The organism is Dyella japonica (genome assembly GCF_040545895.1).
Lineage (GTDB): Bacteria > Pseudomonadota > Gammaproteobacteria > Xanthomonadales > Rhodanobacteraceae > Dyella > Dyella japonica_D.
This window is the reverse complement of sequence record NZ_JBEPMU010000001.1, coordinates 112,797-134,159: the sequence shown is the minus strand read 5'-3', so window position 1 is coordinate 134,159 and position 21,363 is coordinate 112,797. Positions and strand designations below refer to the sequence as shown.

The window sequence follows — 21,363 nt, the reverse complement described above, 5'->3', positions numbered from 1 at the left end:
ACCGAAGATGGATTCGCTCTACGAGCTGTCATCGCGGGCCATCCGCCGTTTCTACGACGCTCGCATCAACACTCCGCCCGTCTTGGCCATCGACACCTACTTTCACGACGGCCATCGCTTCCACGACGCGTGGGAGGTGATTCGCGGCGAGGCCATGGCCATACTCGAAAGCGCCCAACCCATTCCGCGCTTCCACGAGATCATGCCGGCGCAGGCCGATATCTCAGCCACCGACGGGCGCGACTGGCGCATGTTCCTGCTCAAGATCTACGGACAGGACATCCGCGCAAACCAGGCTCACTGCCCCTTCCTGTCGGAGCTGCTGGCGGCGTGTCCCGATGTGCTCTCGGCCACGATTTCCTTCCTGGCGCCGCACAAGCACATACCGCGTCACACCGGCCCGTTCCGCGGCATCCTGCGTTACCAACTGAACCTGGAAGTGCCGCCGGCCGAGGATGGACGCCCTGGCACCGTGCTATGGCTGGCCGGCGACGAGCATCGCCTGGGCAACGGCGAGCAGCTGTTGTGGGACGACACGTATCCGCACGAAGTGTGGAACCGCAGCGAGCACACACGCGTGGCGCTGCTGCTGGATGTGCGCCGCCCGGACATGCCGCTGGACCTGCGCCTGCTGTCGAGCGCCGTGACGCGCGGCGTCGGCATGGTGGCGCGCTGGCGTGGTTTTTCCTGAGAGACCCTCGGCCGACGCGCGGCGCTTCATCCGCACGCCATCGCGCCGCCGCTCGATCAAGCAGTCGCCTCAGTCAATGATGCTTGTGGGGTCGAGCTGCGATAAACGGCGACACCGGATCGCTGGCAGGAAACGTTTCTTCCAGCGCCTCGTCCTGCAGGGCCTGGCTATGCAGCTCGGCCTCTTTGCGGGATAAGCGCTTTGCGGGATTTTCCGGTCGATGGCGACGAGGGTCGTCGGCATGGTTGGAGGGAGTTTTGTTTCGACTGGACATGACGTGTCCTCGGCAACGCCGAGCGCTACAACGCGCGCGCATGCGCAGCCTCACGACTCACTTCGCGCTCATTCCGCGGGGCACGCGCGTCGCGGAACGGAATGCCCGTGACCAGCGGATGCCAGCCACGGGCTTGCCGCATCAGGCGTGACGACTGGTCTCGAACAGGAACCACACGCGGCGTTCGGCCTCGTCGATCCAGTTCTCGAGCAGGCTGGCCGTGGCCACGTCCTTGTACTCGTCGCAAAGCTCATGCGTGGCGCGCATGTAGCCGGCCAGGCGCTGGTTGTCTTCGCGCAGCTCGGCCAGCATGTCGTCCGGCGTCACGAACTCGGCGTCGTTGTCGGACAGGCGCGCCAGCCGCTTGGCATGGCCCAGCGAACGCAGCGTGGTGCCGCCCAGCTTGCGCACGCGCTCGGCAATGGGGTCCACCGTGGCGTAGATCTCGTCCGACTGCTCGTCGAGCAGCAGGTGATAATCGCGGAAGTACGGGCCGGACATGTGCCAGTGGAAGTTCTTGGTCTTCAGGTACAGGGCCAGGATGTCCGCCAGCAGAGCATTGAGCTCGCCGGAAATGTCACGCGTCGCCTTCTCCCCAAGCGCGGAAGGCGTGTTGAGCGCCGCCTTCTGACGGGTCTTGGCGGCACTGGTGTCGCCCTTGGCCTTGCTGGTCTTGCTCATTGAGGTTTCTCCGCTGTTGGCCCTACGAGTATGGACCCTTAAATGTCATTTCGATGTCGCCACGGGCGAGGCATCGGCGTGGCGCATCAGCGCAGCCACGGCCAGCAGTGGCGGCACGGCAAAACACCACATGCTGCCGAAAGCATATACCAGCGCACCGACCGCACAACCGATGGCAAAGGCCAGCACGGCGACGCTCATGCGCCCCAGCCGGCGGTCGATGACGGCCCTCTGCTCGTCGGGTACGCCGCAGAGGCGATCGGCCACGTCCAGCATGATCTGCGTGGTGGTGCCCGTCATCAGGGTCGACGGCGGGTAGCCGGCCATGTGCACGCGGTGCAAGGCGTTCTGCACCGCCATGGCGCCCACCAGGGTCATGCCGGTGAGCGTGGCGACCATGCTGTCGCCCTGCGGAAACGGTCCATACCGAATGGCCAGCACCATGGCCACGAGAAACAGCGCCAGATTGATCGCCAGCAGCGACCGCACCACCGGCTGTCCGACGGCCACCAGGCGATAGCGCAACAGACGCGCCCCGATCACGAACACACAGAACACCGGCAACGCGAGCAGCTTGGCCACGATGCCCGAGGTGCCGTTCACCAGCGCTGCACCGAGAGTGACGAAGTTGCCCGTCACATGCGCGGTGAACAAGCCGTGCAGCGCAAGAAAGCCGGCGGTGTCGACGTAACCCGCCATCACGCTCAGGATGGTGGGCAACCAGGGTTTCTCAGCCATGCCTTTGCGCTCCTGCGGAATCAGGCTCGATGATCGAGCGCGCACCCCATGTATTTCCCCTTGATGTCGGCCGCGCGAGGAAGGATCGCGCTCGACCGATCCGTCACGCCGCGAGCGCGGAACGCTACGCGGCGTGACCATCGAGGCGGTTATTTCGACTCTTTCTCCATCAACGTATCCACCAGGTTGGCGGGCACTTCCTCGTAATGGTCGAACTCCATGGTGAAGGTGCCGCGACCGCGCGTGGCCGAGCGCAGGAAGTTGATGTAGCCGAACATTTCCGCCAACGGCACGAAGCCTTGCACGAAGGCCTGCGTGCCCTTCTGTCCCTGGTCGCTCACCGTGCCGCGACGGCGATTGATGTCGCCGATCACGTCGCCGAGGTAATCGGCTTCGGTCACCACTTCCAGCCGCATCACCGGCTCCAGCAACTTGGGCTTGCTCAGCTTCTGCGCTTCGCGGAAGCACTGGCGCGTGGCGATTTCGAACGCCAGCGCGGACGAGTCGACGTCGTGGAACTTGCCGTCGATCAGGCGCGCCTTGAAATCCACCACTTCGTAGCCGGCGATCTGTCCTTCGCGCGACTCCACGTTCACCGCGTGCTCCACCGCCGGAATGTATTCGCGCGGCACGCGGCCACCGACGATTTCATCGGAGAACACCACGCCACTGCCCGATGCCTGCGGCTCAAAGATCATGGTCACTTCGGCGAACTGGCCCGAACCACCCGACTGCTTCTTGTGCGTGTAAGTGTGTTCGACCGTGCGACCGAACGCCTCGCGGAAACTCACCTTGGGCTTGCCCATGTTGGCATCCACGCCCAGCTCGGTGCGCATGCGGTCGATGGTCACCTCCAGGTGCAGCTCGCCCATGCCCTTGAGCACCGTCTGGCCGGTTTCCTTGTCCATTTCCAGGCGCAACGACGGATCGGCCTTCACCATCTTGTAGAGCGCCGACGACAGCTTGTCGATGTCGTTGCGGCTCTTGGGTTCCACCGACACGCTGATCACCGGATCGGGGAAGCGCATGCGTTCGAGCAGCGCCGGATGCGCGGGGTCGGAGAGCGAATCGCCGGTTTCCGTTTCCTTCAGCGACACGAACGCGCAGATGTCGCCCGCGCGAACCTCGTCGATTTCCTTGGTCGCGTTGGCCTGCACTTCGACGATGCGACCGATGCGCTCCTTCTTGCCACGCGTGACGTTCTGCAGCGTGTCGCCCTTCTTGATCACGCCCGAATACACGCGACAGAAGGTGAGCGTGCCGAACTGGTCGTTGATCACCTTGAAGGCAAGCGCACGCGCGGGCGCGTCGTCGATCACGCCCTGTTCGCCGGTGATGTGGCCGTCTTCGTCCACCAGCGCAATGCCGCCGTTCTCGCCGGGATAAGGCATGTAATCGATCACGCCATCCAGCAATTGCTGCACGCCCTTGTTGCGGTACGACGAGCCGCAGAACACCGGCACCAGCTTGCCGGACACGCAGCCCTTGCGGATGCATTCCTTCAAGGTTTCCTGGTCGAACTCGCCCGTTTCGATCAGGCGATCGAACGCGGCATCGTCCATGGCCAGCGCGTATTCCAGCGTTTCCTGGCGCAGCTTTTCAAGATTGTCGACCCACGCCTGATCCGCCGCCGTGGTGAATTTCACGCGGCTGGCGATTTCGTTGAGCGGCACGGTGTCCCAGGGGCTGTCCTTGTCGTCGCCCTTCCAGAGGTAACCCACGCCGGCCACCAGATCGGCCATGCCGATGAATTCGTCGTGGCTGCCCAGCGGCACCTGGCACAGCAGCACGCTGGCGCCAAGGCGCTCGCGGATGCCCTTCACGCAATGCTCGAAGTTGGCGCCGGTGCGGTCCATCTTGTTGACGTAGCACAGGCGCGGCACGTTGTACTGGTCGGCAAGGCGCCAGTTCGTCTCGGTCTGCGGCTCCACGCCCGCTACGCCGTCGAACACCACCACGGCACCGTCGAGCACGCGCAGGCTGCGATTCACCTCGATGGTGAAATCGACGTGGCCTGGCGTATCGATCAGGTTGATCTGGTGGCCTTTCCATTCGGTGGACACCGCCGCCGACTGGATGGTGATGCCGCGCTTGCGCTCCTGCTCCAGGTAATCGGTGGTGGTAGAGCCCTTGCCGTCCTTCGTGTCGTGCACGTCCACGATCTGATGCTTCCTGCCCGTGTAGTACAGGATGCGCTCAGTGGTTGTGGTCTTGCCGGCATCGATGTGCGCGATGATGCCGATGTTGCGATAGAGCTCAAGCGACTTCTTGCGTGCCATGACGTCCCGCCTTGATGAAAAGTGCAATCCAGCCAGGCACGCGACCCACAACGACAGCCCGCCCGGCGCTCCGCCCAATATAGGGTCGTTCAGTCAAGCATCAATGTCGCGTGAAATCCTTTCAAATCAGCCACTAAGAAAACCGAAAATTCAAGGCTGCGTGAAGGACGCGCCCGGCGCAGCCTCCTTTTCTGCCACCCCGGTCACGCCATGAGCTGCCGCCGAGGCGGCATGCTCATGACGTCACGTTATGAGCTGACAACCAAAGTTCATTGGACATGTTTGGACGTCTATACGTCTGTTGACGCGAACTGACAAAGGCCACTAGCCTGCAATTGCTGCATCGCGTCACAGCATTTCAGACTGGGGAAAACCACCACATGCATAAGAACTCCGTCGGCCTCAAGGCCGCGCCTGGCGTCCTCGCCGTTGCACTTTTTTCGATCCTCTCCCAGGCCTCCGCACAGGACGCCACCCCACCCCCGCCCTCCACCGAAAACGCCAAGAAACTCGGCACCGTGATCGTCACCGGTACGCGCGTGGACAACCGGACCGAAAGCAGTTCGCTCACGCCCATCGACGTGGTCTCTGCGCAAGCGCTCAAGCAGACCGGCACCACGGAACTCACCACGGCGCTCGCCCGCATCATTCCGTCGCTCACCTTCCCGCGCCCCTCGGCGGCCGACACGGCCGACTCTCAGCGTCCCGCGCAATTGCGCGGCCTGTCGCCGGACCAGGTGCTGGTGCTGGTGGACGGCAAGCGCTGGCATCCGGGCGCGATCCTGCTCACCAACGGCGTGCTCGGCCGCGGTTCGCAGGCGGTGGATCTCAACACCATTCCTATCGGTGCCGTGGATCACATCGAAGTGCTGCGCGACGGCGCATCCGCCCAGTACGGCTCCGACGCCATCGCCGGCGTGATCAACATCGTGCTGAAGAAAGGCGCGCAAGGCGGCGAAGTCGATGTCACCGGCGGCCAGTATTCCGCGGGAGACGGGCGACAGTGGCAGGGTTCGGCCAATTTCGGCATTCCGCTCAGCGACAAGGGCTGGATCCGCTTCACCTTGCAGGACGGCAACCAGGATTACACCAACCGCGCCGAACCCAATCGCACGCGCCCCTGGGAAGGCACCACGCAGCGCTACGGCGATCCCGCGGTGCAGGACCACAACCTGTTCCTCAATTCGCAGTTCGACCTCACGCCCAACGTGCAGCTCTATGCCTTTGGCCACTACAGCGAGCGCAACACCACCTCGCCCGCGTTCTTCCGCAACCTGGCCAACAGCAACTCGGTGCCGTCCCTCTATCCCAATGGCTACCTGCCGCTGGAACACGCCGACTCGACCGACCGCGCGCTGGTCATCGGCATCCGCGGCAAGACCGAAGGCGGCTGGCGCTGGGACGTGAGCGGCAACTACGGCGGCAACCGCGTGTCGTATGCCACCGAGAACAGCGTGAATCGCGCCTTCCTGCATGACTTCGGTTATAGCCCCACCGAGTTCCACGACGGCATTCTCAACTCGTCGCAGCAGTCCTTCGACGTGGATATCGCCAAGGAGTTCTCCACCAGCTGGCTGCCCAACCCGGTGACGCTGGCCTTTGGTGCCGAATACCTGCGGCAGACCTACGAGATCGACGCCGGCGACCTGACTTCCTGGTACACGGGTACGTCCGGCGTCTCCGGCGGCGCGCAGGGCTTCGGCGGCTATCAGCCCACCGATGCCGGCTCCTACAGCCGCCACGACGTGGCCGAATACGTGAGCCTGGAATCGAACCTCACGGATCGCTTCAGTGCGTCGGCGGCGTTGCGCCACGAAGATTACAGCGACTTCGGCAACACCACCTCAGGCGCGCTCGCCGGCCGCTTCGACTTCACCGACCGCTTCGCCTTGCGCGGCAGCGCATCCACCGGATTCCGTGCGCCGTCGCTGGCGCAGCAGCATTATTCGTACACCTCATCGCTCTATTACGGCGCGGGCAATTCGCTGCAATTGCCGCCGGGCATCTACAACACCGGGCTGGTGCCGGTGAACAGCACCGTCGGCACCTTGCTGGGCGCGCAGCCGCTGCAGCCGGAGAAGTCGCACAACTACACGTTCGGCGCGGTGTGGAATCCGCTCGATGCGCTCAACCTGAGCCTGGACATCTACCAGATCACCATCGACAACCGCATCACGCTGTCGAGCAATCTCGCCACCACCTCGCCCGCGGTGCAGGCGTACCTGGCGGCCAACGGCGTCACCAACACCAACTACAGCGGCATTGCCTATTTCACCAATGCCGTGGATACACGCACGCGCGGCGTGGACCTGGTGGCCAGCTACCTGAGCGACCTCGGCTCGGCCGGTTCGTTGCAGAGCACGCTGAGCTACAACTACAACAAGAACAAGGTGACCGACATCAAGGCCAACCCGGCCATCCTCAACCAGCTCGGCATCAACCTCAAGCGCATCGACCGCCGCGACCAGTACGGCCTGCTGGCCGATACCACGCCGCGCAGCAAGCTCATCCTCAACGAGGTGTACAACCTCAGCCGCTGGAGCTTCAACGGCACGCTGACGCGCTACGGCAGCTTCGTGTCGTACAACTCCACCACGGCCACGCTGGACCAGACCTTCGGCGCCAAGTGGATCCTGGACCTGGCGGTGAACTACAACCTCGACCGCTGGACCTTCACCCTCGGCGGCGACAACGTGCTCAACACCTACCCCGACCGGGTCATCCACGCCAACGACAACAACGGCACCATGCCCTACTCGGTGTTCTCGCCGTTCGGCTTCAACGGCGCCTATGTCTACGGCAAGGTGGCCTACCGCTGGTAAGTGCGTCGCGCCGGCCGGGCCTTGCCCGCCGGCGCGAGCTTTCTTCACCACGCACGAACGAGGCGTATGCCATAGCTAGGGGATGATCCATCCGAGGGAATCACTACCATGGCCGAGCAGTCGCACCTCAGTCCCGAGTTCATCGCCCAGCAGCACAAGCGCCTGGAGACCCTGCGCAAACAGGTGCTCGGCGGCGAGTTGAACGTCAACGCGCGCAAGCGTGCCTACACCGAAGAACACGGCGACGAGCCCGAGGAGTTCGAGGATTCCGCCCAGGATCTCGCGCTGGAGGAAGTACGCCAGGCGCAGCATGACGTGGACGAACAACGCGTAGCCGACATCGAGCGCGCCCTGCAGAAGATCGACGAAGGCAGCTACGGGCTGTCCGACGAAAGCGGCGACCCCATCCCCAAGGCGCGACTGGAAGCCACCCCCGAGGCCGTGCTCACCGTGAAGGAGGAGGAAGCGCGCGAACGCGGACGGCAAACCCCTTGAGCCACGCGCCGGCGCCCCGATCTTGTGGGAAGCCGGGCATCCGCTCCGAGATGTTCGCCGAGGAGAGCAAGCCGTGAACCAACGTCCCACCTTCGACCTGTCCCCTCCCACCCCTCTGCAATTCGATGCGCTCGCGGCGACCTTGACCGCCGACGAGCGCCAGGTGCTGCTCGATCACGGCACCGAATCGCCGTTCTGCGGCGTGCTGCTTACCGAGAAGCGCGCAGGCGTGTATTGCTGCCGCCTGTGTGGCCTGCCGCTGTTCCTCGCCGGCAACAAGTTCGACAGCCGCACCGGCTGGCCGAGCTTCACCACCCCCTTCGACGAGAAGCACCTGGCCTATGTGCGCGACACCAGCTACGGCATGGTGCGCACCGAGATCCGCTGCGTGCGCTGCGGCAGCCACCAGGGCCATGTGTTCGACGACGGTCCGCCGCCGACGCATCAGCGTTACTGCATCAACTCCGTCTCGCTCGAATTCGTGGCATCCACCGACCCGCTGCCGGACAAGCTGGAGCGTGGTGCGCCCGAAGGGGCGGTCTGGAACCTGTTCGCCTGATCCCTTCCATTTCGCCGTCAGGACACTCTCATGACCCTGAAGTCGCGTTATAGCCAGCCGGTCTGGCTGGCCTCCGGCGTGCGCACGCCGTTCTCCAAGGTGGACGGTGCGCTGGCCTCGCAGGACGCCATCGCATTGTCGGTGCCGGTGGTGCAGCACATGCTCGCCAGCCTGCCGGAGGGCAAGCGGCCGGATTTCGCGGCGTGGGGCGCGGTGGTGCCCAACCTCACCTGGAGCAACATCGCGCGCGAAGTGCTGATGGATGCCGGCGCGCCGGCCACCATTCCGGCCTTCTCCACCATCATGGCCTGCTCCACCAGCATGATCGGCATGATCGAAGCAGCCGGCATGCTGGACAACGACAGCCTGCAGCTGGCCCTGGTGGGCGGCGTGGACAGCCTGAGCCGCGTGCAGCTGGGGCTTCCGCAAAGCCTCTCCGACTGGATTCGCCAGTTCCAGAAGGCTCGCTCGGTCGGCGAAAAGGTGTCGCATGCGCTCACGTTGAAGGCCGGCGACGTGCGCCTGTATATCCCCGGCATCGTCAATCGCACCTCGGGCCTGAGCATGGGCGAGCACACCGAGATCACCGCGAAAGACTGGCATGTGCGCCGCGAGGACGAAGACGCCTGGGCGCTGGGCAGCCACCAGCGCACCGTCGCGGGATGGAACAGCGGCTTCTTCGATGACCTGGTGATACCCGTGGGCGACTTCCGTCGCGACAGCATTCCCCGCGCGGATAGCTCGCTGGAAAAACTCGCCAAACTGCCGCCAGCCTTCGACCGCACCACCGGGCAAGGCACGCTGACCGCGGGCAACTCCTCGCCGCTTACCGATGGCGCGGCCGGCCTGTGGGTATCCAGCGAGAAAGGCCTGGATCGCATCCCCGCGCACGTGCCGCGCGTGAAGCTGGTGGACTGGGAAATCGCCGCCGTCGACTTCCGCGTGGAAGGCCTGCTGATGGCGCCTGCGTTTGCCATACCCAAGCTGCTGGCGCGTCACAACCTGCGCTATGACGACATCGCGCTGTGGGAAATCCACGAAGCGTTCGCGGCGCAGGTGCTGTTCCACATCGCTGCGCTGGAAAGCCGCGAGTTCCTCACGCGCAAGGCCGGCGTGGACCGCGACTTCGGACCGTTCCCGCGCGATCGCGTGAACCCCAACGGCGGCAGCCTCGCCATTGGCCATCCGTTCGGTGCCACCGGCGCGCGCATCCTCAGCCAGGCAGTGAAGGAACTGGCGGCGCAGCCGGCCGGCACGCTCGCCATCGTCAGCATCTGCGCCGATGGCGGCCAGGGCACGGTGGCCTTGCTCGAAGCGGGTTGATCCGGCGACGACGCTGCTTGCTACGATGCTCCCCACTTTCACGAGGGGGAGCACCATGGCATTGCAGCGTTCACTTTTCACCATCGCTATCGCCGGCTTGCTGTCCACCGCCAGCGCATGGGCGGCCGACACCAAGCCGCCCAGCGACAAGGATTTCGTTGCCTACGATCAGCCGCTGATCGCCTTCACCCACGCCACCGTGATCGATGGCACCGGCGCCAAGGCAGCGCGTGACCAGACGCTGGTGATCGACAAGGGCCGCATCGTTGCGCTGGGCAAGAGCAGCAAGGTGAAAGTACCGCAGGACGCCAAGGTCATCGACGCGAAGGGCAAGACGCTCATGCCCGGCTTCGTGATGGTGCACGAGCACATGTTCTATCCGGCCGGCGGCGTCGAATACAACGAGATGAGCTACAGCTTTCCTCGCCTGTATCTGGCCGGCGGCACCACCACCATGCGCACGGCCGGCTCGATGATGCCGTATGCCGACCTCAACGTGCGCGACGCCATTGCCGCGGGCAAGGTCGTCGGCCCCGACATGGACGTGACCGGCCCTTATCTCAACGGCCCGGGCCTGCCCATTCCCGCCGTGCACGTGCTGAGCGGGCCGGACGATGCCGAGCGCACCGTCAACTACTGGTCCGACGAGGGTGTCACCTCATACAAGGCGTACATGCAGATCACGCGCGACGAACTGAAGCGCGTGATCGACACCGCGCACGAGCGCAAGGCCAAGGTCACCGCGCACCTGTGTTCCGTCACCTACCGCGAAGCGGTGGACATGGGCATCGACAATCTGGAGCACGGCTTCTTCGTGTCCAGCGATTTCGTCAAGGACAAGCAGCCTGACGTTTGCCCCAAGAGCCCCGGCGTGAACGATTCGCTCGCCGCCGTCGATCCGAAGTCCGCGGACGTGAAGCTGCTGATGCGCGACATGATCAACCACCACGTGGCGCTCACCTCCACGCTCACTGTGTTCGAAACCTTCGTGCCGAACCGGCCCAAGGCGCCGCAGGGCGCGCTGGACCTGATGCTTCCCGAAGTGCGTGCGCAGTACGAGGCCACCTGGGACAAGGTGCAGAACAGCAAGTCGCGAATGACGCCCGAGACCTACCTCAAGCTCGCCCGCATGGAGAAGCAATACGCCGATGCCGGTGGCCTGCTGCTCGCCGGCACCGACCCCACCGGCTACGGCGGTGTGGTGCCGGGCTACTCGTCCAAGCGCGAAGTGGAACTGCTGGTGGAAGCCGGCTTCGGTTTCGAGCAGGCGGTGAAGGTGGCCACATCCAACGGCGCGAAGTATCTCGGTCGCGATGCCGACGTCGGCACGCTCGCCGTCGGCAAGCGCGCAGACCTGGTGCTGATCGACGGCGATCCGGCCAGGCACACGGCGGACATCGAGCATATGCCGTTCGTGTTCAAGAATGGCGTGGGCTACGACACGCAGAAGATCTTCGACGCCACGCGGGACAGCGTGGGCCTGCATTGAAGCTTCGCCATCGGCACCCATTGCGGGCGTCGATGGCGAACCTCGCACCTCTGCTCGTCATTCCGGCGCACGCCGGAATGACGAGCATGGGAGTCAACGCAAGGTTGAACAGACTTAGAAATAAACCTGTGCCCGCACTTCGAAGATGCGGGGATTCACTTTCAGGTTCCCACGATCGCTGAACGCCCACACATAGTTCGTCTGGAACTTCAGGTGCTCGCCGATGTACCAGTTGGCGCCCACCGTCCAGTCGTGTTCCCTGCCGCCGGTGATGGCGCCATCGTTGAGATCCAGCTCGCTGTAGCGCAACGCGAGTTCCACGGCGCCCCAGGCATGGGTCGGTCGCACCGCCTGCAGGTCGCGGCCGTTGTAACGGCGATCGGCCACGTTGCCGTCACTGTAGAAACGCGACTCGCCCGTGAGCGTCCAGGTGGTGAACACGTAGAAGCCGTTCACGTCCACGTTCGGCTTGCCATTGGTGCGATCTACCTGCGCCTGCAGGTACTCGCCCTGCAGCGACCACGGCCCGCGTATCCACAAGGCTTCGAAGCCCTGGCGTTGCACGCTCTTGCTGTAGGGAAGATTTCCCGTATCCACCAATCGCACCGGCGAGAGGCCGTCCTCGGGACGTGAGCGCAAGCGCGCTACCGAGGGCACCGAGCCTTCATCGGCCCAATCGAGCTTTTCGCGCGAAGCCGATACTCCAAGATGCAATACATCGCCCGGCTTGTTCAGCGGCATCCACGCCGCGCGCATGGCCCAGGTGCTTCCGGGGTTGTTGCCGTCGAAATCCTTGCGCCAGAAGTAGTCGCCGATATTGATGATGAAATGCGGCCGTACCAGCGCCCAGTCGAACCCTGCGCGACGCCCTTCCCAGATGGCCTGCGTCGGCAACGCCGCTTCAATGAAGGTGGTGGCGGAGGTACTGGTGACGCCTTCGAACCCCACCGGCGTCTTCGAGTAGCCGAAGCGGAAATTGCCCACGTCCTTGCCGAAGACGCCGGCGCTGCGGAAACGCACGAACGCGTCGGCCCATTGCTTGGCCTGGAAGTCGTACTGCGCGATGGCGTCGTACACGCCCGGCTTACGCAAGTAGAAACCGAAGTAGCGACGCCGGTTGGTGTTGGCGTCTTCGAACTTGCCGGCGTCATTGGAGAACTGGTTGATGTCGTACTGGTAGAGCACGGCCAGGCCGAAGTCGGTGCCGTCCGCGGCAGACACATGCGTGGGCCAGTTGCTGTAGAAGTCATAGTTGTCCGCCAGACAACATACCGGCCACGCGCATGCGAGCGCCATCGCGACGAATGCGCGACGCAAGGTGACCACGATGCCTGCGGACGTGATTGTGTTCATGGCCTCGCCTCCCAACGAGTAACCGCATGCTGTCCAATCGTTGCCGGGCCAGGAAATGACTTTTGTGCATATGCACATGACCCGGGTCCCGCGCTGCACCCCGGCCAATCTACCGGTTCATTCGCCGGGCGATATGACCCCACTGCTTGACACCGCCCGGGCACAGTCACGAAAGCTAGACGCCCGCCAAAGCAACCTGATCGCCGTAGCGGATTGGCAACAAGGCGATGCCCATGGCCGTGTACCCGACGCTCATCGTTCACAACGCGAAGATCCACACGGGTGTCGCGCAGCGGCCCGAAGTGCAGGCGCTGGCCGTGAACGGTCGTCGCATCGTGGCCGTGGGCACCAACGGACAGATACGTTCGCTCGCCGGCCCCGCCACGGTGGTGATCGACGCGGGAAAGCGACGCGTGATTCCAGGACTGATCGACGCAAACCAGCATCTGATCGCCACGGGTCTGGACTACAACCAGCAACTGCGCTGGGACAGCGTACCCACGCTGGCGGAAGCGCTGCGCATGCTGGCCGAACAGGTGGCACGCACGCCAGCGCCGCAATGGGTACGCGTGGTGGGCGGTTTCTGCGAACACCAGTTCGCCGAACGACGCCTGCCGACACTGGAAGAACTGAACACGATCGCGCCATCCACGCCGGTCTATGTCCAGCACCTGCAGGATCGGGCCCTGCTCAACGCCGCCGCCATCGCTGCCTGTGGTTATGACGGTCAGACCGCCGATCCACCGGGCGGCCATATCGAATGGGATGACGATGGTCGGCCCACGGGCTTGTTGATCGCGACGCCAACGCCCGAAGTATTTCGCCAGACGCTCGCCCACGCCCCCATGTTGCCGCACGAATACCAGGTCAACAGCTTGCGCCAGACCATGCGCGAACTGAATCGGCTGGGCATCACCAGCGTCATCGATGCCGGCGCCGCGCATCTGCACTATCCCGACGACTACAAGGCCATGGAAGAGTTGGCCCAGCATCATCTGCTCACTGTGCGCGTGGCCTATCACCTGGCCGCGCAAACGCCGGGCGGAGAAACCGGCGACTTCCTGCACTGGTGCACCATCAACCATTACGGCGACGGCGATGAGCTGTTCCGCTTCAACGGCGCGGGCGAAGTGCTCGTGCATGCCGCCATGGACTACGACAACTTCCGGCAGCCGCCACCGCAGCTCACCGCCCAGACGGCGGTGGACCTGGAAGACATCGTGAGGCGACTGGTGGCGCGCCGATGGCCGTGGCGCCTGCATGCTGTCTACGACGACACCATCGGCATGGCCTTGGATGTCCTCGAACGCGTCGATGCGGACATGACCTTGCGCGCCCTGCCCTGGTTCTTCGACGGCGCGGAGACTATCAGCGCGCGAAACATCGAGCGCGTCGCGCGACTCGGTGGCGGCATCAACCTGCAACCGCGCATGGCGTACCAGGGCGAGTATTTTCTGGAACGTCACGGTACCGACGTTGCCTCGCATACGCCGCCGATTCGCCGCATGCTCGACGCCGGCCTGCACCTGGGCGTCGGCTCGGGCGGCACCACGGCCGCCGGCATGGATCCATGGACCACGCTCTACTGGCTCACCACCGGCCGCACGCTGGGCGGCCAGACGCTCTATCCGCCCGAGGACCGACTGGATCGCACCAGCGCACTTGCGCTGCACACGCAAGACAACACCTGGTTTTCCGGCGAGGGCGGCAGCAAGGGCCAGCTCGACATCGGCGAGTACGCCGACTTCGCCATCCTCTCGCAGGATTACTTCAGCGTGCCCGACGAGGACATCCGCCAGATCGTCGCCGAGCTCACCGTGATGGATGGGCGCGTGGTCTACGCGCAAGGCGATTTCCGCGCTTTCGATCTGCCGCCGCCCATGCCGTTGCCGGAATGGTCGCCCGTGAGCCACGGCAGCGGTTGCTGGCGGAAACGGCCTGGCGAGGAAGAAGCCGATACGATAGCGTCGTCTTCGCGTGATGGTGGCCGCGCGCAGCGATGATTACGCTGCCGCCGTGTCGCCATTGAATAAAAAACTCCACGCTTGCCACCCGTCATTCCGGCGAAAGCCGGAGGCGCTCTTCAACAGCCGAGTGGCTGGTCATCCAGCGACTTTTTGGCAGTGACCAAAGATTAAAGGCACTCGATTCCGGCTTTCGCCGGAATGACGATGAGGCAAATCGATGCGGGGCGAGATTTGAACAGACTCGTGCCTTGAAGGTTATGCATCCGTCGCCCGAATGACACGACGGCGTGATACGCAAGCACGGCACGGGCATCAAAGGGGCACTCGAAGAACTCCCGCAGGACGTTCGACGCCATCGAACGTGTTCATCGGAAACGTGGCACGGCAACGCCCACGCTGGCGCGCAGCATGGCTTCATCAACCACACACCCTCAAGGGAACACGCCATGAACCGTTTCAACGACAAGACCATCCTCGTCACCGGCGGCAACAGCGGCATTGGCCTTGCCACCGCACAGGCGTTCGCCGCGGAAGGCGCGCGCGTCATCATCACGGGCCGCGATGAAGCGGCCCTGGAACAGGCCCGCGCTTCGATCGGTGCGCAGGCCATCGCCATCCGCAACGACGCCAGCAGCGTGGCGGGCGCCAAGGAACTGGCCAGTGCGCTGGGCGCCAAGGGCATCCGCCTGGACGGCATCTTCCTCAATGCCGGCATCGCCAAGCTCGCGCCGTTCGAGTCGGTGGACGAAGCCCTGTGGGACCAGACCTTCAACGTCAACGTGAAGGGCCCCTACTTCCAGATCCAGGCGCTGGTGCCGCTGCTCAACAAGGGCGCGTCCATCGTGATCAATGGCTCGATCAACGCGCACATCGGCATGCCGACCTCGTCGGTGTATGCCGCCAGCAAGGCCGCGGTGATTTCGCTGGCCAAGACGCTGTCTGCCGAACTGCTGCCGCTGGGTGCGCGCGTGAACGTGGTCAGCCCGGGCCCGGTCGAAACGCCTCTCTACGGTAAGCTGGGCCTGGATCAGGCCACGCTCGAAGCCACGGCCGCGCAGATCCAGTCGCAGGTGCCGCTGGGCCGCTTCGGTACGTCCGCTGAAATCGCCTCCACCGTACTTCACCTCACCGCGCCGGAATCGGCCTTCATCGTCGGCACCGAGATCATCACCGACGGCGGCATGAGCCAGCTGTAATCGCCTCGCCCGGTCGCCGCCTGCGGCCGGGCACTTACAGGAGTTGATCATGAAGACCTTGCAGTCGATACGCCGCCTTGCGGTGGCGTTGCTCGCCTCGCTCGCCCTGCAGGCCGCGGTGCACGCGAACACGCCCGCTGTGGAACAACACACAGCCAGCGTCAACGGCGTGCAGTTGCACTACCTGCAGGCCGGAGCAGGTGCGGACACGCCCGTCATCCTGTTGCACGGCTACGCCGAAACCAGCCACATGTGGTTGCCGTTGATCGCCAAGCTCGATGATCGCCGCGTGGTGATTGCTCCCGATCTGCGCGGCGCGGGCGATTCGTCCATGCCTGCGACGGGCTACGACAAGAAGACCATGGCGCAGGACATCCACGCCCTGGTGCAAAAGTTGGGCTACCACAAGGTGAAGATCGTCGGCCATGACATCGGCCTGATGGTGGCCTACGCCTATGCCGCGCAATATCCCGATGAGGTGGAGAGCATCGTGTTGATGGATGCCTTCCTTCCCGGCGTGGGCGATTGGGAGAAAGTGTGGCTGCTGCGCGACAAGTGGCATTTCAATTTCTACGGCGAAACGCCGTTGAAGCTGGTCGACGGCCGCGAACGCATCTACTTTGAGCACTTCTGGAACGACTTCGCCGCAGATCCGAAGCATTCGATGTCCGAGGCTGACCGCCAGTACTACACCCGCCAGTACGCACGGCCGGGCCGCATGAAGGCAGGCTTCGAATATTTCCACGCCTTCCCGCAGGACGCGCAGGACTTCGCGGGCTTCGCACAGAAGCCGTTGACCATGCCCATGCTGGTGCTTGCCGGCGAGAAGGCCTCGGGCGATTTCCTCATCACCCAGGCCAAGCTGGTCGACACCCACGTGCAGGGCGTGATCGTGAAGGGTTCCGGCCATTGGCTGATGGAAGAAGCACCGGAGCAGACCATCCCCGCACTGGTGAGCTTCATCAACAACGGCGCGCCGGCACAGGCCACGCACTAAGCCAGGGCAAGACGCGTGCGGCCGGCACCTGCCGGCCGCCTTCGCGTTGCCGCGTCTCACCCGACGGCCCCTCCACGCCAACCGCGATACCGGCTGTTTTCTGGGAAAATGGCCCCATATCGCTGGCACGGCCAGTACGGCAACCGGGTGAAGAAGTGATTGAACTGGTAGGTTTCGACGGCGACGACACGCTGTGGCACAGCGAAGGTTATTACCAGTCGGCGCATGGTGAATTTGAACGCATCATCGGCGAGTACATCGACCTCGCCGACGTTCGCGTGCACGACCGCCTGCTCGCCACCGAGCGGCGCAACATCAAGCTGTTCGGTTATGGCGCCAAGGGCATGACGCTGTCGATGCTGGAGTCGGCCATCGACATCACCGGGCAACGCATCAGCGCCACCGACCTGCATCGCATCATCGAACTAGGCAAGCAGGTGCTGGCGCATCCAGTGGACTTGCTCCCCGGCATTCGCGCCGCCGTGGAAGCGGTGGCGCAGCATCATCGCGTGGTGCTCATCACCAAGGGCGACCTGTTCCACCAGGAACAGAAGGTGGCCAGCAGCGGCCTTGCCGACCTGTTCCACCGCATCGAGATCGTTTCGGAGAAGGATGAGCGTGCGTATCGCACCGTGCTCGATGAATTCCAGCTCTCACCCACGCGCTTCGCCATGGTGGGCAATTCGCTGCGTTCGGATATCGCACCCGTGGTCGACATGGGCGGCTGGGGCGTCTACATGCCTTATCACGTGACCTGGGCGCACGAGACCGATACGGACTTCGTCGATCACGGCTCGCGCGTGGTGCAGGTGGAACATCCCGACGGCATCGCCGCCGCCATCGATGAGTTGCAGGGCCGTGCCGTTGCCTGAATTCGCCGTCGACGCATCCATCGACACCACGGCGGGAAACGTCGAATGGGATCGCGCACGCCTGCGCGAGTTCGTGGAAGCGCATCCGCGCCTGTTCGTGCTGACCGGCGCCGGCTGCAGCACGGACTCGGGCATTCCCGATTACCGCGACGCTAACGGCGGCTGGAAACGCCCGCAGCCGGTGACCTACCAGGCCTTCATGGGCGAGCAGGCCACGCGCCAGCGCTATTGGGCGCGCAGCCTGGTCGGTTGGCGCCGCTTCGGACGCGCGCAACCCAACGCCACCCATCGCGCACTGGCGCGGCTGGAAGAGCAAGGCCGCGTCTCTACCCTGCTTACGCAGAACGTGGACGGCCTGCATCAGGCCGCCGGGCATCGCAACGTCATCGACCTGCATGGGCGACTGGACGAAGTGCGCTGCATGAGTTGCGACGCGCGTCTGCCACGCGACACCTTCCAGCACATGCTGGTGGAATCGAATCCGACCTGGGCCTTGCTCGATGCGGGCGATGCGCCCGATGGCGATGCCGACCTCGAGGGCCGCGACTTCTCGCGCTTCGACGTGCCGCCCTGCCCGCATTGCGGCGGCATCCTGAAACCCGACGTGGTGTTCTTCGGCGAAAACGTACCCCGTCATCGCGTTGACGCGGCCGTCACATCGCTGAACGAGGCCGACGCCATGCTGGTGGTGGGCTCCTCGCTGATGGTGTTTTCCGGCTATCGATTCGCTGCCGCGGCGGCCCGCGAGGGCAAGCCCATCGCAGCGGTGAACCTTGGCAAGACGCGGGCCGATCCACTGCTCAGCCTCAAGATCGAACAATCGTGCGCCGAGGCGCTCGCCTTCGTGTCATGAAGACGCGGTCGGATGCCGCTCGCGCATTGTGACCATTTGATGCAGAGTAGACATCCCGGTCGTCTGGAATCACTGCATGAATGCCAGGCTTCAACATCGCGCCACGCCGTCGCGCGCTTCTTCCGCCCGCGCCAAGGGCGGGCCGAGGAAGCCATCGGAGTTCGACCGCGTATGCGAGGCGCTGGACGGCTATTTCGCCAAGGCATTCGATGCGCGCAAGCGCCTGCTTGAACAACCCTACGAACCCAAGTTGCTGCATGCATGGCGCGTCAACCTGCGCCGCGTCACGGCCACGCTCAACGACCTCACTGCGCTTTCCGATGACGATCTGCGCGACGTGCTGGCTTATCTGAAGTCTTGCCGCGAAGCCACCGGACAATCGCGCGACCTCGACATCCTGGCACAGGAGACCCTACCCGCCTTCCTGGACAAGGATCACGCTCAGCTTCCCGGCGTGGATGCCGCGAACAAAGCGCTGTCCGAACGGCAACAAGAAGCGCACAAGCAGGCCGTTGTCGAACTCAAGAAGCACAACCTTGCTGCGTCGTTGCAGTCATGGCGTCACTGGGTGCAAACGGTCGAGCCGCCGACAGACAATCAGATACGCAAGTTGGCAGCCGCCGCCCTCCAGCAACGCTGGGACACGCTCAAGAAGCGCGCCGCCAAACTGGATGGCGGCCAGAAACGGCTGCATCGCCTGCGCAGCGCCACCAAGAAGATGCGCTACAGCGTCGAGCTGTACCAGCATGCGTTTCCGAAGCAGGCCACGTCCGCATGGCTCAAGCAACTGGCCGACCTGCAGGGACACCTGGGCCTGGCGCACGACCGCATGACGGGCCGTACGCTGATTCGCGACTTCCTTGTCGCAGAAGATACGCAAACCCTGCTGAAGCCGTTTCGCGGATGGGGCAAGCGCACGGCGTTTCACGCCTCGGAAGAGGCCATGCATTCGCTGGCGAAACTCGAAAAATTGAATCCCTATTGGCGCAAGGCTGCGCATTAATTCGTAGCAAGCGATCGACATTCCGAACCAACGTCGATTTCCCGCATCGTCATTCCGGCGCAGGCCGGAATCCAGTAGCGTCGGTGGGGGATTTTCGCGAAGCGCTTGAGCAGCAGTCTGCGGCGACAACCTGATGCACTCGCTACTGGATTCCGGCCTGCGCCGGAATGACGATGAGGTATCTACATCGCCTGCGAGATTTCAAGCAGGCCTTTAGCGCCGGGCGCGGAAAAACTCGCGCAGCATGGTCGATGCTTCTTCGGCCAAGAGGCCGCCTTCCACGGTCACGCGATGGTTGTGGCGATCGGAAATCAGCGTATCGAACACGCTGCCCGCGGCGCCGGTTTTCGGATCGGTTGCGCCGTACACCACGCGCCCGATGCGCGCGTGCACCAGCGCCATGGAACACATCGCGCAGGGCTCCAGCGTAACGTACAACGTGGCGCCCGGCATGCGGTAATTGGACAGTTTTTCGCCCGCCGCCCGCAGCGCCATGATTTCCGCGTGTGCGCTGGGATCGTTGAGGGTGATGTTGCGGTTCCAGCCCAGCCCGATGATCTCGTCGCCCTGCACCAGCACGGCGCCGACCGGCACTTCGTTTTCCGCATCGCGCGCATGCCCGGCGAGCTGCAGCGCACGGCGCATATAGGCCTCGTCCTCGGGGGAGAACGTTGGCATCTGAGGCGAAAGATCGTCGGTCATCACATCGGCAAACAGGCGGCAGGGTTGGCCATTCTATCGTCCGCAGCGTCGGCTAGACCGCTGCCGTGATGGCCACGACGAAATCGAGGAAGGCGCGCACCTTGGCCGAGGGGTGGTGGCGCGAAGGGTAAAGCGCGTAGAGCGGAAAGCGTTCGTCTGGCCAGTCGGGGAACAGATCCACCAATTTCCCGCTCGCCACCAACGGCGCGGTGGCCACGGCCATCACCTGCGCAATACCGTAGCCCGCCACGCAGGCGCTGTGCATGGTGCCGCCATCGTTGACCACCAGCCGGCCCGAGGTCTTGATGGCGAGCCGCTTGCGTTTGCGATGGAACTCCCACGGAAAGGTGTGGCCGGTGGCTGGATCGCGAAATTCGATGCATACGTGGCGGTCGCCTTCCAGTTCCTGCGGATGCTGGGGCCGGCCATGCCGGCGCAGGTAGGCGGGCGATGCCACGGTCAGGATGCGCGTTACCAGCAGCTTGCGCGCCACCAGGCTGGAATCGGGCGGTTCGCCGAAGCGCACGGCCAGGTCGAAGCCATCGGCCACGATGTCGCCCAACTGGTCACGCGTGGCCAGCTCCACCTGTAGCTGTGGATGGGCATCCATGAATTCACCGATGCGAGGCGCCAGCACCAGGCGCGAGAACAGCGGATCCATGTGCACGCGCAACCGCCCGCGCACCATCGTGGCGCCCTCCGCCGCGCTCGATGCGGCCTCTTCCAGCCCGGCCAGCAAAGGCATCACCTGCGCGTGGAAGCGGCGCCCTTCATCGGTCAGGCGAACCGAGCGCGTGGTGCGGTCGAACAGGCGGATGCCCAGCCGCGCCTCCAGCCGCGCAATGGCCCGACTGACGCCGGGTGGCGACATGTCCAGCATCTCGCCGGCCGCGGCAAAGCTGCCGCCGTCGACCACGGCGGTGAACACGCTCATGCCGTTCAACATGCGCTCGTCGAAGGCCATCGATTCGTGCCCTTTTGTCACTTATCCATTGTCATTGATGTTATCGCGAAACGAGTGGCACGAGACCAGAATCCTCATCCGGATGCGGCCGGTGCCGCCGATATG

Annotated in this window: 19 protein-coding genes; 12 read left to right on the top strand and 7 right to left on the bottom strand. The window is 64.2% G+C overall.

The window, feature by feature from the left end; translation table 11 throughout:
* Positions 1-7: 7 nt before the first annotated feature.
* Positions 8-691 carry an aspartyl/asparaginyl beta-hydroxylase domain-containing protein gene (locus tag ABIC75_RS00655; RefSeq protein ID WP_354011931.1) on the top strand — a complete coding sequence of 228 codons (684 nt, stop codon included), beginning with the start codon at positions 8-10 and terminating at the stop codon, positions 689-691.
* A 73-nt stretch (positions 692-764) separates the two neighbouring features.
* Here the strand turns inward: ABIC75_RS00655 and ABIC75_RS00650 are convergent, their stop codons facing one another.
* The 4 genes from ABIC75_RS00650 to fusA all read right to left on the bottom strand — a co-directional run bounded on the left by ABIC75_RS00650 (position 765) and on the right by fusA (position 4,663).
* Complete coding sequence (locus ABIC75_RS00650) at positions 765-965, bottom strand: hypothetical protein (protein ID WP_354011930.1); 201 nt, start codon at positions 963-965, stop codon at positions 765-767.
* A gap of 141 nt (positions 966-1,106) precedes the next feature.
* On the bottom strand, positions 1,107-1,646 hold the full coding sequence (locus ABIC75_RS00645; protein ID WP_354011929.1) for a Dps family protein: 540 nt from the start codon (positions 1,644-1,646) through the stop codon (positions 1,107-1,109).
* Between the two features lie 45 nt (positions 1,647-1,691).
* Positions 1,692-2,384, bottom strand: a complete 693-nt coding sequence (locus ABIC75_RS00640) for a YoaK family protein (protein ID WP_354011928.1) — start codon at positions 2,382-2,384, stop codon at positions 1,692-1,694.
* Positions 2,385-2,533: 149 nt separating this feature from the next.
* Positions 2,534-4,663, bottom strand: a complete 2,130-nt coding sequence (fusA, locus tag ABIC75_RS00635; protein WP_354011927.1) for an elongation factor G — start codon at positions 4,661-4,663, stop codon at positions 2,534-2,536.
* A 380-nt stretch (positions 4,664-5,043) separates the two neighbouring features.
* Here fusA and ABIC75_RS00630 point away from each other — a divergent pair, with 380 nt between their 5' ends.
* From ABIC75_RS00630 to ABIC75_RS00610, 5 genes are all read left to right on the top strand, one after another.
* On the top strand, positions 5,044-7,485 hold the full coding sequence (locus ABIC75_RS00630; protein ID WP_354011926.1) for a TonB-dependent receptor plug domain-containing protein: 2,442 nt from the start codon (positions 5,044-5,046) through the stop codon (positions 7,483-7,485).
* A gap of 108 nt (positions 7,486-7,593) precedes the next feature.
* Entirely contained in the window at positions 7,594-7,980 is a 387-nt protein-coding gene (locus ABIC75_RS00625; RefSeq protein ID WP_354011925.1) for a TraR/DksA family transcriptional regulator, read from the top strand.
* A gap of 73 nt (positions 7,981-8,053) precedes the next feature.
* A complete protein-coding gene (gene msrB, locus ABIC75_RS00620) occupies positions 8,054-8,539 on the top strand; it encodes a peptide-methionine (R)-S-oxide reductase MsrB (RefSeq protein ID WP_354011924.1) in 486 nt (161 codons plus the stop codon).
* Between the two features lie 30 nt (positions 8,540-8,569).
* Positions 8,570-9,862 carry a thiolase family protein gene (locus ABIC75_RS00615; protein ID WP_354011923.1) on the top strand — a complete coding sequence of 431 codons (1,293 nt, stop codon included), beginning with the start codon at positions 8,570-8,572 and terminating at the stop codon, positions 9,860-9,862.
* A 55-nt stretch (positions 9,863-9,917) separates the two neighbouring features.
* Positions 9,918-11,351: an amidohydrolase family protein gene (locus ABIC75_RS00610; protein WP_354011922.1), complete on the top strand. Its 1,434-nt coding sequence runs from the start codon at positions 9,918-9,920 to the stop codon at positions 11,349-11,351.
* A 114-nt stretch (positions 11,352-11,465) separates the two neighbouring features.
* On the opposite strand, the gene ABIC75_RS00605 is transcribed toward ABIC75_RS00610, so the two are convergent.
* Complete coding sequence (locus ABIC75_RS00605) at positions 11,466-12,704, bottom strand: OprO/OprP family phosphate-selective porin (RefSeq protein ID WP_436407862.1); 1,239 nt, start codon at positions 12,702-12,704, stop codon at positions 11,466-11,468.
* A gap of 233 nt (positions 12,705-12,937) precedes the next feature.
* On the opposite strand from ABIC75_RS00605, the gene ABIC75_RS00600 reads away from it, so the two are divergent.
* The 6 genes from ABIC75_RS00600 to ABIC75_RS00575 all read left to right on the top strand — a co-directional run bounded on the left by ABIC75_RS00600 (position 12,938) and on the right by ABIC75_RS00575 (position 19,592).
* Positions 12,938-14,707 (top strand): amidohydrolase, encoded by a 1,770-nt coding sequence (locus tag ABIC75_RS00600; RefSeq protein WP_354011921.1) that lies wholly within the window; start codon positions 12,938-12,940, stop codon positions 14,705-14,707.
* Between the two features lie 410 nt (positions 14,708-15,117).
* Entirely contained in the window at positions 15,118-15,867 is a 750-nt protein-coding gene (locus ABIC75_RS00595; protein ID WP_354011920.1) for an SDR family oxidoreductase, read from the top strand.
* Positions 15,868-15,916: 49 nt separating this feature from the next.
* Positions 15,917-16,864: an alpha/beta fold hydrolase gene (locus tag ABIC75_RS00590; RefSeq protein ID WP_354011919.1), complete on the top strand. Its 948-nt coding sequence runs from the start codon at positions 15,917-15,919 to the stop codon at positions 16,862-16,864.
* 155 nt (positions 16,865-17,019) lie between these two features.
* A complete protein-coding gene (locus tag ABIC75_RS00585; protein ID WP_354011918.1) occupies positions 17,020-17,736 on the top strand; it encodes an HAD family hydrolase in 717 nt (238 codons plus the stop codon).
* 61 nt (positions 17,737-17,797) lie between these two features.
* Positions 17,798-18,589, top strand: coding sequence for an NAD-dependent protein deacetylase (locus ABIC75_RS00580; RefSeq protein WP_354013038.1), 792 nt, complete (start codon positions 17,798-17,800; stop codon positions 18,587-18,589).
* Between the two features lie 76 nt (positions 18,590-18,665).
* Positions 18,666-19,592, top strand: a complete 927-nt coding sequence (locus tag ABIC75_RS00575) for a CHAD domain-containing protein (RefSeq protein WP_354011917.1) — start codon at positions 18,666-18,668, stop codon at positions 19,590-19,592.
* 213 nt (positions 19,593-19,805) lie between these two features.
* Here the strand turns inward: ABIC75_RS00575 and tadA are convergent, their stop codons facing one another.
* Positions 19,806-20,270: a tRNA adenosine(34) deaminase TadA gene (tadA, locus tag ABIC75_RS00570; protein WP_354011916.1), complete on the bottom strand. Its 465-nt coding sequence runs from the start codon at positions 20,268-20,270 to the stop codon at positions 19,806-19,808.
* A 76-nt stretch (positions 20,271-20,346) separates the two neighbouring features.
* Positions 20,347-21,258 (bottom strand): LysR family transcriptional regulator, encoded by a 912-nt coding sequence (locus ABIC75_RS00565; protein ID WP_354011915.1) that lies wholly within the window; start codon positions 21,256-21,258, stop codon positions 20,347-20,349.
* Positions 21,259-21,363: the final 105 nt, after the last annotated feature.

Bases quoted from the DNA above. Each gene is read 5' to 3' on its own strand.
- ABIC75_RS00655 (WP_354011931.1), top strand. From the start codon at position 8: ATGGATTCGCTCTACGAGCTGTCATCGCGGGCCATCCGCCGTTTCTAC.
- ABIC75_RS00650 (WP_354011930.1), bottom strand. From the start codon at position 965: ATGTCCAGTCGAAACAAAACTCCCTCCAACCATGCCGACGACCCTCGT.
- ABIC75_RS00645 (WP_354011929.1), bottom strand. From the start codon at position 1,646: ATGAGCAAGACCAGCAAGGCCAAGGGCGACACCAGTGCCGCCAAGACC.
- ABIC75_RS00640 (WP_354011928.1), bottom strand. From the start codon at position 2,384: ATGGCTGAGAAACCCTGGTTGCCCACCATCCTGAGCGTGATGGCGGGT.
- fusA (WP_354011927.1), bottom strand. From the start codon at position 4,663: ATGGCACGCAAGAAGTCGCTTGAGCTCTATCGCAACATCGGCATCATC.
- ABIC75_RS00630 (WP_354011926.1), top strand. From the start codon at position 5,044: ATGCATAAGAACTCCGTCGGCCTCAAGGCCGCGCCTGGCGTCCTCGCC.
- ABIC75_RS00625 (WP_354011925.1), top strand. From the start codon at position 7,594: ATGGCCGAGCAGTCGCACCTCAGTCCCGAGTTCATCGCCCAGCAGCAC.
- ABIC75_RS00615 (WP_354011923.1), top strand. From the start codon at position 8,570: ATGACCCTGAAGTCGCGTTATAGCCAGCCGGTCTGGCTGGCCTCCGGC.
- ABIC75_RS00610 (WP_354011922.1), top strand. From the start codon at position 9,918: ATGGCATTGCAGCGTTCACTTTTCACCATCGCTATCGCCGGCTTGCTG.
- ABIC75_RS00605 (WP_436407862.1), bottom strand. From the start codon at position 12,704: ATGAACACAATCACGTCCGCAGGCATCGTGGTCACCTTGCGTCGCGCA.
- ABIC75_RS00600 (WP_354011921.1), top strand. From the start codon at position 12,938: ATGGCCGTGTACCCGACGCTCATCGTTCACAACGCGAAGATCCACACG.
- ABIC75_RS00595 (WP_354011920.1), top strand. From the start codon at position 15,118: ATGAACCGTTTCAACGACAAGACCATCCTCGTCACCGGCGGCAACAGC.
- ABIC75_RS00590 (WP_354011919.1), top strand. From the start codon at position 15,917: ATGAAGACCTTGCAGTCGATACGCCGCCTTGCGGTGGCGTTGCTCGCC.
- ABIC75_RS00575 (WP_354011917.1), top strand. From the start codon at position 18,666: ATGAATGCCAGGCTTCAACATCGCGCCACGCCGTCGCGCGCTTCTTCC.
- tadA (WP_354011916.1), bottom strand. From the start codon at position 20,270: ATGCCAACGTTCTCCCCCGAGGACGAGGCCTATATGCGCCGTGCGCTG.
- ABIC75_RS00565 (WP_354011915.1), bottom strand. From the start codon at position 21,258: ATGGCCTTCGACGAGCGCATGTTGAACGGCATGAGCGTGTTCACCGCC.